Source organism: Bradyrhizobium sp. SYSU BS000235, from assembly GCF_049747295.1.
Lineage (GTDB): Bacteria > Pseudomonadota > Alphaproteobacteria > Rhizobiales > Xanthobacteraceae > Afipia.
Genome location: NZ_JBMHJM010000001.1, coordinates 994,875 through 1,006,878, shown reverse-complemented (window position 1 = coordinate 1,006,878; position 12,004 = coordinate 994,875). Strand labels below are relative to the sequence as shown.

Sequence of the window (12,004 nt, the reverse complement as noted above, 5' to 3'; positions counted from 1 at the left end):
CGTGATGTCAATGTTTCCACATCTAATTCATTCCCTTACGAGCCGCATATCAGCATATCTCCGATGCGTGCCGTCCTAATCAATGAAACGCGCGCCAAAATGAGTGCACGACTTGCCGAATACTTGCGCTCCGTGCAGTGCACACTGCCGCTTTGGATCGGACTCGTCATTTATATCGTCCTTCTGGCAGGCGGGAATTGGCTGCTGACGGATCCCGATACGTTTTGGCAGATCAGGGTCGGGCAACGGATTGTCGAACACCGCGCGCTGCCGGTGGCGGATATGTTTTCGCTCACCATGCGAGGGCAGCCCTGGATCTCGACCCAGTGGCTGGCGCAGGTCCTGTACGGCGAGGTTTACGCGTTGTGGGGGTGGGCGGGGCCGGTGGCTTTGGCGTCGTTGTCCATCGCGGCAGCGTTCGCACTGCTGGCCGGCTTTCTCCAGCGCCATCTCGGGACAGTGCCGGTCGTGATCCTCACGGCAGCCGCGTTGGCCGTCGCCTGGCCGCATCTTCATGCACGGCCCCACGTGCTAGCTCTGCCGGTGATGGTGGCGTGGGTGGGAAGCCTGCTCGCTTCGGCAGAGCGTGGCAGCGGTCTATCATTGTGGCTCGTCGCGTTGATGACGCTCTGGGCCAATCTTCACGGCAGCTTTGTGTTTGGCCTGGCGCTGATTGTCCCGGTCGCCTGCGATGCGCTGATCAATGCAGACCGCGGTGCGCGGGGTAAATGTATCCGGCAATGGAGCATCTTCGCCGTGGCCGCGCTCGGGGCGAGCATGGTCACGCCCTATGGATGGAATTCGCTGCTCGCTGCGCGTGCGATCCTCAACCTCGGCAATGCGCTTTCGCTGATCAGTGAATGGCAACCGGTGGACTTCGGCCATCCCGGACCGATTGAATGGGCCACACTGGCGGCTTTCGCGCTGGTCCTGCTCGCCGGCGTGAAGTTTCCTCCCATGCGGGTGTTGTTATTCGTCGCGTTGCTGTTCATGGCGCTTTCACATCGAAGAAATGCGGATGTCTTTGCACTGGTGTCGCCGCTGGTAATCGCGACGCCTTTGGCGCTGCGATTCAAGTGGTTGTCCAGCCTGCCGTCGGGTCGGTCTCCGCACCATACAATCCATGTTCTGAGTGTCGCGATGCTGGCGGCCGTGATCACAATCGGCGCCAGTTCGCTCCGTACCTACAAACCGGATGCGGGGATTATGCCGGAAGCCGCTGTCGCAGCTCTCAAGCAGGCCGGCGTCACGCGCGTGTTCAACCACTATGGCTTCGGCGGCTACATGATTTTCGCCGGCCTTCCGCCTTTCATCGATGGACGGACCGAGCTCTATGGCGAAGCATTCGTACTGCAACACGCCGCGGCGCAAATGCTGCGCCGGCCGGCCGATCTCTTCAGCCTGCTCGATCGCTACAATATCGAAGCAACGTTATTCAACCGCTCGACGCCCGCAGCCCTGCTGCTCGATCATGTGGATGGCTGGCAGAAGCTGTTTATCGATGATCGCGTTGTTGTCCATATCCGCGACCGCGCCGCGGTTCATAGCGTCGATCCGGACATCAAGCCTTTAGAAGACTGAGCTTATTCAGGTGGCTGTGGCTGCAGAGCGGGGGTTGGAATCTGCTCGGCATTGGCATTCATGAGTGGAGATGATGCATTGATGATCGGCTGTTGTTTGTGCTGTAGCCGCTGACGTTTGGCGGCGTAGTAGTATCCGCCTGCGTAGTATCGGACTGCGCGGTCGTGATTGCCATTGGCGGCCCGATATGCACCGGCGAGATATTTCACCGCGTAGGTGAGATTCGTTTCAGGGTCGAGCAAGCCTTGCGCTGTGCCGGTGTAGCCAAGACCTCGTGCAGTCGCGAGCTTGATCTGCATCATACCGTAATTTCCGGCGTGCACGACGCGCGGGTTATAGCGGCTCTCTCGCATGATCACGCGATGGACGAGTTCCACAGGCAAGCCGTTTGCCGCGGCGTGGCTTGCGACCATTTGTTCGTAATTGGCGCGTTGTGCAGAAGCGGGACAAATGAAAAACAGCGCCGCGCTTGCGGCGAGCAAGATCCGTTTCATCGATCTCATCCTTGGATAAAGATGGATTCCGAGCGGCCATACGTCAGGACTGGAATGGCTGCCCGTGTAACGATGACGGACGCGATGATCTTCATTGAGGTCAAATTGTGGAGAGATCGTGTCACCCACAATTGCCAAAAGTCGACGGAGGACGTCGTGCCTCTGAGAGATCACAAGACAAAAGCGCCGCGCCAGAATGCGGCGCGGCGTTGATCGATCCAGCTTTGATCGATGATGTTATTTCTTTTTGATGAGCGGGCAGCCGCCTTGGTCCATCGGACGGAAGGCCTCATCGCCCGGAACCGTTGCGATCAGCTTGTAGAGATCCCAATCGCCTTTCGATTCGCTTGGCTTCTTGAGTTCGAACAGATGCATCTCGTGCACCATGCGGCCGTCGTCGCGGATGTAGCCGTCCTTGGTGAAGAAGTCATGGATGTGTGTGGCTTTCATCTGCGCAATGGTCTTCATCGCATCATCGGTGCCGATGGCATCGATCGCCTTGAGGTAATGCATCGTCGCGGAGTAGAGGCCCGCCTGAATCATCGTCGGCATGTGTCCGACCTTGTCGTAGAACCGCTTCGAGAATGCGCGGCTCGCGTCGTCCTGGTCCCAATAGAAGGCGTCGGTGAGAATCAGGCCCTGTCCGTCCGACAGGCCGATGGAATGCGAGTCGGTGATTTCGAGCAGTAACGCAATCAGCTTCTGCCCGCCGCCTTTGGTCAAACCGAATTCGGCTGCCTGCTTGATCGCGTTAGTGGTGTCACCGCCGGCATTGGCGAGGCCGATGACCTTCGCCTTCGAGGCCTGGGCTTGCAGCAGGAAGGAGGAGAAGTCCGATGTGTTCAACGGATGACGAACCGTGCCGAGCACCTTGCCGCCACTTGCCTTGACGATGCCGGCCGCATCGCGCTCCAGCGCTGCGCCGAACGCATAATCGGCCGCGAGGAAGAACCAGGTGTCTTCGCCGCGCTTGACCATTGCCTTACCGGCAACATTCGACAGCGCATACGTGTCGTAGGTCCAGTGAATGCCGTTCGGCGAACAGGCTGAGCCGGTGAGATCGGATGAGCCGCCGCCGGAAATAATGAAGACCTTGTTCTTCTCGCGCGTGATATTCTGGACGGCGAGCGCGACGGATGAGGTCGGCACGTCGAGGATCACGTCGACCTTTTCGTTGTCGTACCAGTTGCGCGCGATGTTGGAGCCGACGTCGGGTTTGTTTTGATGGTCGGCGTGAACGACCTCGATCGGCTTGCCTTTGACCTTGCCGCCGAAATCCGCAACGGCCATCTCGACCGCGGTGACCGACCCTTTACCCGTTGCGTCTGAATAAAGGCTCGACATGTCGGTGAGCACGCCGAGCTTGACGACGTCGTCGGAAATTTGCGCGTGCGCCGTCAGCGATGAGACTGCGAGGGCAAACAGCGCCCCACCTGCGACATTGAGAAATTTCATGGATTCGGTCTCTCCGTGGTTCCGTTTCTTGGTTTGTTCGCGGGCGACAACGTGCGTCAAACCGCCGCAGGCATCAAGGCCTATCGGCTCGGACCGGAGTAAAATTTTTTGCGGATTTCACAACTTGGGGAGCGAGGTGACGGTGACGTTGATCGCGCCCTCTGCCTCCGCAATCACGCGAAGCGTGCTGGAATCAAAAGCGATGTTCACAAGACGAATGATGCTCACAGATGCATCCATGCGGATGCCGTCGTCGCTCTGGTGGAAATCAGTGACGACGTCGGAGATTTTTTGTCGTGCATTGGCTGCAAATGTTTTGAGGTCAATGGTGGCCTTATCTTCCAACGCACGTTGCAAATAGGGGATTGCCGGTTTCGCCGCAGCACCGAGCAGGCCGAAGGCGGCATCGGACTCCACGGCGAGCTGCAGATCGGTGAGCCGCAGGATTTGCTGTTTTTGGTCGAGAACAGGCTTGCCCCAGATATGTACCGTCGCTTCGCCGCCGAAGCCGAACCAGCTCGCCTTTTCTTTCGCGTTCACCAGCAGTGAAATCAGCAAACGGTCGCCCGAGGCGCGCACCTTCGCACTTTTAACCGTGACACTGACCGCGCCACTTCCGTCCTCAGGGAAGACTCGATCCTTCAACTGCAAGGTGACGATCTTGCTGACTTCGGTGAAGGGAAGATCGATCGGCACGCCGATCTTGACGCGTCCGCGATCAGGGGCGGGGACAATATTGAGCGTCGCTGGAAATGGACAATCCGGTTTGGTTTCGGTCGGCAGCACGCGCGTTTCCGCCTGCATCCCAAGCGTGAGATTGACGGCGTTGGGGTCGATGCGTGGTTGTGCAGCGACGGCGGTGACCGGCCGCATCTCAAGCCACAATGGCGGCATGCCCGCCGCAGCCGGGGGCAGTGGAATCGAGCGGCACAGTTTTGTCCATTCGCGGCGTGCATTCTGTTCAAGCGATGGATCGTTGCGCAGCCGTTGCTGCAACTGGCCAATCTGTTCGCTCACGGTCTTGTCGATCAGCGGCTTCACCTGCGCAGGCACGGCGATTCTTGCCCCCGCCACTGAGAGGCTGCTGTCGCCGAGGTTGACCTGGGCGGTAAGGTTGGGGTCGACGCGCCAGTTCGGCAGGATTTGCGGCCGTGCAGTGATCGCAACATTGCCGTGAATCGCAGCGCTCGCATTCAGATTTTTGATCGAGACGTTTCCGAGTTGCTTGATCGCGCCTTCGCCGAGCAAGCCACCAAGTGCATTGCCGAGCGCGCTGCCACCCGCGACCGACAGGGAGCCGAGCACCGTCAGGCGACCGTCAAGCGGCGTTGAGAGCGCCAAGGTATTTTGTGCGCCGGATGCGGCGATCGGACCACGGGAGACGGTCCAGTTGATGTCGGCATTGGAGAGGATTTGCGCGATGGGATTTTCAGCCTTGCCGCCGAGGTCGCGCGGAGCAGCGCGATCAAGCGCATCGCGCAACGCCGTGATCGATACGGCGATCGGTGTCATGATTTCGGAATTGCGTGACACCGGCGGCAGCGGCGGAAGTTGTGCCAACTTGGGCGCTGCGACGTCGGTTGGCCAGAGCCTGTTCATTGCATAGAGGCTGGCCGCGAATGAAATGACGAGAGCTGCCAGTCCCAACAAAATGATTTTTATGCGCATCACGACTCCGGTCACATCACGAGAGGGATGCTAGCGTTGTCGTCGCGCCCATGCCACCCCGTGCAGCGCATGTTCCCGGGTCATAATTTTCAATGGCCGAAACGGCTTAGCAGTCTTCCCCGTTACCAGGATTGGTTCCCGTTAATTGCGCTCGTCGGATTTCTTCCGATCCTGTCCCTGCTTCGGTGGCGGCCGCCGTTGCTGTGCGGGCCGGCCCTGTGGCACAGATCGCGGCGCGGCTCCCGCCGCCTGAGGAATTGGCAGCCCCGGCACGCCGAGCCGGCCGACAATGCCGCCGATCTGGCCAGGCAATCCAGGTGGCCGTGATCCGAATTGCCCCGACCCGCCGCCGAATTGTCGCTGCGGATGATTGGGTGCGCCAGACGGCCGTTGTAGTCCCGGGCCATTTTGCAGGCCTTGCCGCTGTAGCCCGCCGGGTGCATTCGGCGCGCCTTGTTGCCGCTGCCCGAATTGACCTGGTGCACCCGGCTGGCGTTGTCCGGGTTGATTTTGCGGGCCCGGGCGCTGCTGGCCCGGCGCGTTCTGGAATCCGGATCGCCTGTCCTGGCCCTTCTGTTGCGGCTGGCCTGGTCGGTTCTGAAGTCCGGGCCTTTGCGGGGCCTGCTGCGGGTTACGCAACCCGGGTTGTTGTGCCGGTTGATTGCGCAGACCCGGCTGGTTCTGCAAGCCATTCTGGCGCTGCAATCCCGGTTGCCGCGAACCTGGGCGACCGAAGCCATTCTGTCGTTGCGGATCTTGCATCCGGAAGGTGCGCTGCTCCCGGACAATGTTGCGGCCGATGCTCTGCATCACATGCACGCGCTGCACGAAGCCGCGATCGCGCGCCATCTGTTGCGCCGACATCACCATGGGCATCACCGACATCCGCATGCCAAATCCGCGGACCATCTCGCCGCGCACGGTGAATCCGCTCGCGCCCTGCGTCAGCATGCCGAGCTGTGCGCCGTCGCGGGCTCTGACTTCGATGCGTCCGACCTTGCCGTCCGCGTCGGGATAAAGTTTGACGCCGACATTGTTGGTGGTGCTGCTGGCTGACGCACCTTCGGGCACGTCCACGACGCCGGTGGTGCCGCGAATGCCGAGCGTTGCCGTCGGGGTTTCGATCTTCATGTCGCCGGTCTTGGCGACGGCCGCGGCGACGAAGGCCATAGTGCCACGCGCGACATTGATCAGAGCAGCATTGGCCTTGCCGCCTTCCTCGTAGATGAAATTGTCGACCACAACACGCGAGCTCGCTGAGAGATTAAGTGTGGTGTCATCGGTGAAGGTGACGATCAGCGTCGAACTCTTACCGGTCTGAAGCGTGTCGCCCTTGAAGATATCGTCTTTCAATTTGAGCGGCGCGCTGGCGCCATTGCGTGTGACGGTCGCCGTGCCTTGCAGAGTTGCGACGTTGCCGACGGGCTCTTCGACGGCATCTGCTTGCGGCGAATCCGCGGCCGTCTGATTTTGTTGCTGGGCATCAGGTTGCTGGGCGTCCTGCGCCGGCTGCTGGGGCGGTTCAGGTGTTGCCGGTTGCGCGGGTGCTGGTTGCGATGTCGTCGGTTGCGCAGGTGTCGGTTGTGACGGCGCAGCTTGCGCTAAACGGACGCTATCTTCTGCCGCTTTGGCCGTAGTCGACATTGAGATGAGGCCGCAAAAGATCAACGCAACAACCAAGCCGCGGCAGCTTTTCACGATGACACCTGTATAGAGCAATAAAGAACAGAAGGTCAGGCAACGGATATGATTTTTGACAGCACCGGCATCGCGATGCAACGCCGGCTGTTCGTGAAAATGAATCTATCCATTGCAATTGTAATGTGAACGCCAAGGCGCTCAGCCATCTTCACATCAATTATCGAGAAACATCGAGATCTCCCTGCACATGCATTGGTTGCGCAGGGAGGATAAGGGTTCAAGGAATCAGACTGATCAACTATGTCATCCGACGGGAATGGTTTGTCCGCCTGCCTTTCGCCACGCCTCGATCCCGCCCTGGATATGCCGGGTGTTGGCAAGGCCTGCCTGCTGCGCGGCCTGTACCGCCATGGCGGAACGTTCGCCGAATGCACAGTAGAACAGCAAGCGGTTGCCGGAGGCGAGGCCGAGTTCATGGAGGAGGCCTCCCGATCTGACGTTGTCGGACAGGTCCGGATACGGCGCATGGAGCGAGCCGGGAATGATGCCATGTCTTTCCCGTTCCCGTCGTTCGCGAAGATCGATCAGCACGACACCTTGTTGTCCGATCAACTCCATCGCCTGCGACGGTGTGAATGCCCAGCCGCGACGCGCAACATCATCCTGCGCGAGACCGACGTGCATATTCGCAGGCACCGCGACATCCATCATTTTCGGATTCGGCAGGTTCAGATTGGTCATGAGCTGGACATACTCATCGACGGACTTCATTTGCAGGCGTGGATTGCAGGCTCTTTCTTCGCCGATCGTCGAGACGGTATCGCCTTTGTAGTCGTGAGCCGGATAAACGAGTGTCTGGTCCGGCAGCTTCAGCAGCCTGCCGAAGATCGATTCATACTGGGCGCGGGCGTCACCGCGCTGAAAATCGGTTCGACCCGTGCCGCGGATCAGCAGCGTGTCGCCGGTGAACACGCGATCCGCCATGGCAAAACTGTAAGAGTCGTCTGTGTGGCCGGGCGTATAGATCACATCGAGATTGACGCCTTCGATATCAATGCGGTCGCCGTCCGCGACGCGCATGGAGACCACGTCAACGCCGCTTTGCTCGCCCATCACGGTGATGCACTGGGTCTTGTCGCGAAGCGCGCCGAGACCTGTGATGTGATCGGCGTGGAGATGCGTGTCGACGGCCTTGATCAGTTTGAGATCGAGATCCTGCAAAAGCTGGACGTATCGATCCACTTTCTCGAGCACAGGATCGATGATCAGAGCCTCGCCACCGCGGCGGCTCGCGAGCAAATACGTATAGGTGCAGGATGTGCTGTCAAACAGCTGGCGAAAGATCATGGTCTTCTCCTCAGGAGCAATCGGCGCCATCCGGCAACGCCACAATAATACACCGCCTTATGCGCAATGGGTCGCGCATCTTCGATTCTATCTCCATTTTATTGGAAGAGACACCCGCTGGTAACTCACACCATCAATTGATCGCGCGTGATCACGGCATCACGATCGATCTGGGCGAGTGATGAAACGAGCGTCGACAGCGTCGCAAGTGCTAGAGCAGTCCCAGCACGATCGCGGCGACGAACAGGATCGACGCATATGCAGTCGCAACGCTTACTGTTCGGACCATTGTCATCAGACAACTCCCTGAAGACCGCCAGCTGAAGGAAAGCTTTCTCAGCTGACGGGTCGCGAATTGACATCGCTTGTCGCTGTAACGTGAGAAATGGCGAGCCGTTCCGATGTGAAAAAGTCAGGCTCGCTGCCCGATCGCGGTTCCGTCTCGGGGCAACGGCGCCAACGTGGTTAAAAATCATTGAATAACAATGCGTTGAGAAGTCTTTAATTATCTTCGGTGAACTTGCATGAATGGCGCGTGGAGTTTGTTTGTATCTGGTCGGCTCCCTTGTCCTCGTCTCGTTGGCTGGCTGCGGTCGTGGTTTTTTCACGGCGGAGCGCGAGCCCTGGAGAGCAGAGGCCGAGAAGGCATGTCTAAAATCCGGGTCGGTGAAAGAGACTGCGGAACTCGTCCGCATTGATCCCATTTCCGGTCCAGGTGTTTGCGGCGCGGAGTTTCCGCTCAAGGTTGCGGCGCTCGGCGAGCCCAGCAGCAACCTGGGTTACGCCGACGATCTGCGGCCACCCGCAAGTATCGGCAATCAGCCGCGCTGGCCTATCTCGCAGCCATCGCCATCGTACTCACAGCCCGCTTATTCGCCGCCCTCCGGCTATCCGTCACCGAGGAGCGGGCCGAACGCTGGCTATCCGGCGTCATCTGGCGCACCGATGTCATTGAATGCGCCCGGCGTTGCGCCCTCCGATGACGAAGACATTGCCGCGGGAGCGGAAGGTGCATCGCCTGCGATGAGCCGCGCGCCATCCGGCGCGCAGCCTTACTCCGTCAGCCCCGCTTTTCAGTCCTCCGCGCCGCCGCGGCTCGGTCCGCAGGGAGCGCCCGTCAATGCTGTCGGTCCGGTGGCCTTGAAGCCGACCGCGACACTGGCATGTCCAATTGTCTCGATGCTCGATCGCTGGCTGGCAGAATCGGTGCAGCCCGCCGCAGAGCGTTGGTTCGGTTCGCGGGTTGTCGAAATCAAGCAGATCTCGGCTTATTCCTGCCGCGGCATGAACGGCAATCCGCGTGCGCATATTTCCGAGCATGCGTTTGGCAACGCGCTCGACGTCGCGGCGTTTACGCTTGCCGACGGGCGCCGCATTTCGGTGAAGGATGGTTGGAAAGGACTGCCCGAAGAGCAGGGCTTCCTGCGTGATGTCCAGGGCGGTGCATGCCAGTTGTTCAACACCGTGTTGGCGCCGGGATCGAACGTCTACCACTACGATCACATTCACGTCGATCTGATGCGGCGCGCAAGCCGGCGCATTATTTGTCAGCCGGCAGCAGTCTCCGGCGAAGAAATCGCCTCGCGGGCGTTCTCGCGTGGCTATGCGGGGCGTGACAACGGGATCACTGGTTCGATCGGCCAACGATCGCGTCGCATCTATGCGCGCGGACCGCTGACCAAGGACGATCAGGAAACGATTGAGGACGAGTCGCGCATCAAAGAGCGCGACTAACTTCGATTACGTGAGTTTTGGTCCGTAATTCGCAAGAAACATGCGCGTGGCGCTGTCAACGACAGTCGCAATCTGCTGCGGTGAGGGCGCGGGCTTCGCCTGGAAAATATACGGCTGAAACAACGTGGACTGGCACATCTGCATGAACTGCGCAGCAGCCAGCTCGCAATTGTCGATAGCGAGCTTCTTCTCTCGAACTTTGACCTCGAGATAGCCCGCGAGACGATTGATGGTGTGGGCAAGCACGCGTTCGTAGAAGCGGCGGCCGACCTCGGGCATGCGCTCAGCAATCGCCATCACCGTTCGAATCGATGAACCGCCACCCGGCCGGCACAGGACGTCGATATACGCCCGGCCGAAATTGCCGAGGATCGTCTCCGGATCTTTTGCCGGGTCGAAGTCGAAAGTCGCCTTGCCCTGTTCAAGGCTTTCCTGCTCGACGATGGCTTCGAACAGCCTGAACTTGTCGGCGAAGTAGACGTAAAGCGTACCCTTGGAAACGCCCGCTGCGCGAGCGATCTCCCCCATGCTGGCGCCGTCAAAGCCGAGGTCCATGAACACGCGATGGGCGCCTTCCAGGATCTGGCGGCGCTTGGCGCTGTCTTCCTCGGGATGGGGGGGCAGGGAGGGATTTGCAACCATTCGTTTAGACTGAGCCTGATTTCTCGCTTCCGAGCACGATTTAGAAGCTATCTCACCGATAAATGGCTTGTGATGCAAGCTATCATTGACCGAACGGTTCGGTCAATGATAGCTTTGACGCATGCTGAGGTGCTTGCCATGGGCAGGCAGTATTGAGGAAGCCAAAGGATGGCCGTGCCTGCTCGTGAAACTCCCCGGGTGGTTCACCCGGAGCCGCAGATGTCTGAGGGCAATCCGCGTGTCGCACAGGACGTCGAGCCCCTGGTGCAGAACGAAGGACCGTCTGCGCGTCGAACCGCCGAGGTCCCTGCAACAACGGCTCCTGCCGCAGACGGCGCAGCTGCGAAGCCGAAGTCGGCAAAGCGCAAGAAAATTATTATCGGTGTTGGCGCGCTGGCTGCGCTCGCTCTGATCTACTTCGGCATCCACTACATCTTTGTCGGCCGCTACATGATCAGCACCGACGACGCTTACGTTCGCGCCAACAACACCACGCTGGGCGCGAAGGTCGCGGGGCACATCGCCAAGATCGGGATCGCGGACAACAAACGCGTCGGTGCGGGTAACATTCTGTTCCAGATCGACGATGGCGATTATCGGCTTGCTGTCGAAAACGCGCGCGCGAAGATCGCAACCCAGCAGGCCACGATTGAACGCATTGGCCGTCAGGAGAGCGCACAGCAAAGCGCAGTCGATCAGGCCAAGGCGCAGCTCGTGTCGGCGGAGGCCGCGACCAAACGCGCGCAGGCTGACTTTGTTCGTCAGGAAGAATTGAGCGCCAAGGGATTTGCCTCGAAGGCGACCTTCGACGTCTCGCAAGCCGCGCGCGATCAGGCAGTGGCTGCGGTTGAAGCCGCGAAGGCAACGCTAGAAGCGGCGCAGACTCAAGTCGACGTAATCAAGGCGCAAAAGGCGGAAGCCGAAGGGACATTGCAGGAATTGCGCGCGGCGCTGGCGAAGGCCGTTCGTGATCTGTCGTTTACCGAAGTGCGTGCACCGGTGGACGGCATTTTCTCCAATCGTCTGGTCAATGTCGGCGACTTCGTGCAGCCAGGCCAACGGCTAGCCAACGTCGTACCGCTCGATGATGTCTATATCGATGCCAACTACAAGGAAACGCAACTCGGTCGTCTGAGGCCGGGGCAGCCCGTCTCGATTACTGTGGATGGCGTCGGCGGGCGGACGATCATGGGAATTGTCGACAGCCTTGCACCGGCATCAGGCTCCGTCTTCACGCTGCTGCCGCCGGACAACGCGACCGGCAACTTCACCAAGATCGTTCAACGAGTGCCGGTACGTATCCGCGTGCCATTTTCGGTTGCCCGCGAAAACTTGCTGCGTCCCGGGATGTCAGTGGTCACCACAATCAACACCAAACCGAACCCCGACGGTATCGATCCGATCGCGGCGCGGTAGTCATTCGATCTTTGTAAGACGGATTT

At 59.7% G+C, this 12,004-nt stretch carries 9 protein-coding genes; 3 read left to right on the top strand and 6 right to left on the bottom strand.

Translation table 11 applies throughout. From position 1 onward, the window contains the following. Positions 1-99 precede the first annotated feature (99 nt). Positions 100-1,581 (top strand): hypothetical protein, encoded by a 1,482-nt coding sequence (locus tag ACP0KA_RS04625; protein ID WP_424627666.1) that lies wholly within the window; start codon positions 100-102, stop codon positions 1,579-1,581. 2 nt (positions 1,582-1,583) lie between these two features. On the opposite strand, the gene ACP0KA_RS04620 is transcribed toward ACP0KA_RS04625, so the two are convergent. The 5 genes from ACP0KA_RS04620 to ACP0KA_RS04600 all read right to left on the bottom strand — a co-directional run bounded on the left by ACP0KA_RS04620 (position 1,584) and on the right by ACP0KA_RS04600 (position 8,186). Further along, positions 1,584-2,075 (bottom strand): transglycosylase SLT domain-containing protein, encoded by a 492-nt coding sequence (locus tag ACP0KA_RS04620; protein WP_424627665.1) that lies wholly within the window; start codon positions 2,073-2,075, stop codon positions 1,584-1,586. Between the two features lie 237 nt (positions 2,076-2,312). Next, positions 2,313-3,530, bottom strand: coding sequence for an ABC transporter substrate-binding protein (locus tag ACP0KA_RS04615; protein WP_424627664.1), 1,218 nt, complete (start codon positions 3,528-3,530; stop codon positions 2,313-2,315). Positions 3,531-3,647: 117 nt separating this feature from the next. Continuing rightward, the gene (locus ACP0KA_RS04610) at positions 3,648-5,198 is read right to left on the bottom strand and encodes a DUF4403 family protein (protein WP_424627663.1); all 1,551 of its coding nucleotides are present in this window, start codon (positions 5,196-5,198) and stop codon (positions 3,648-3,650) included. Positions 5,199-5,339: 141 nt separating this feature from the next. Next, a complete protein-coding gene (locus ACP0KA_RS04605; protein WP_424627662.1) occupies positions 5,340-6,842 on the bottom strand; it encodes a FecR domain-containing protein in 1,503 nt (500 codons plus the stop codon). A gap of 300 nt (positions 6,843-7,142) precedes the next feature. Beyond that, positions 7,143-8,186, bottom strand: coding sequence for an MBL fold metallo-hydrolase (locus tag ACP0KA_RS04600; protein WP_424627661.1), 1,044 nt, complete (start codon positions 8,184-8,186; stop codon positions 7,143-7,145). Positions 8,187-8,714: 528 nt separating this feature from the next. Between ACP0KA_RS04600 and ACP0KA_RS04595 the strand changes: the two genes are divergently transcribed. Next, positions 8,715-9,920 carry an extensin family protein gene (locus ACP0KA_RS04595; protein ID WP_424627660.1) on the top strand — a complete coding sequence of 402 codons (1,206 nt, stop codon included), beginning with the start codon at positions 8,715-8,717 and terminating at the stop codon, positions 9,918-9,920. A 6-nt stretch (positions 9,921-9,926) separates the two neighbouring features. Here the strand turns inward: ACP0KA_RS04595 and ACP0KA_RS04590 are convergent, their stop codons facing one another. Then, on the bottom strand, positions 9,927-10,562 hold the full coding sequence (locus ACP0KA_RS04590) for a TetR/AcrR family transcriptional regulator (RefSeq protein ID WP_424627659.1): 636 nt from the start codon (positions 10,560-10,562) through the stop codon (positions 9,927-9,929). A 168-nt stretch (positions 10,563-10,730) separates the two neighbouring features. On the opposite strand from ACP0KA_RS04590, the gene ACP0KA_RS04585 reads away from it, so the two are divergent. Continuing rightward, positions 10,731-11,978: an HlyD family secretion protein gene (locus ACP0KA_RS04585; RefSeq protein WP_424627658.1), complete on the top strand. Its 1,248-nt coding sequence runs from the start codon at positions 10,731-10,733 to the stop codon at positions 11,976-11,978. Positions 11,979-12,004 lie beyond the last annotated feature (26 nt).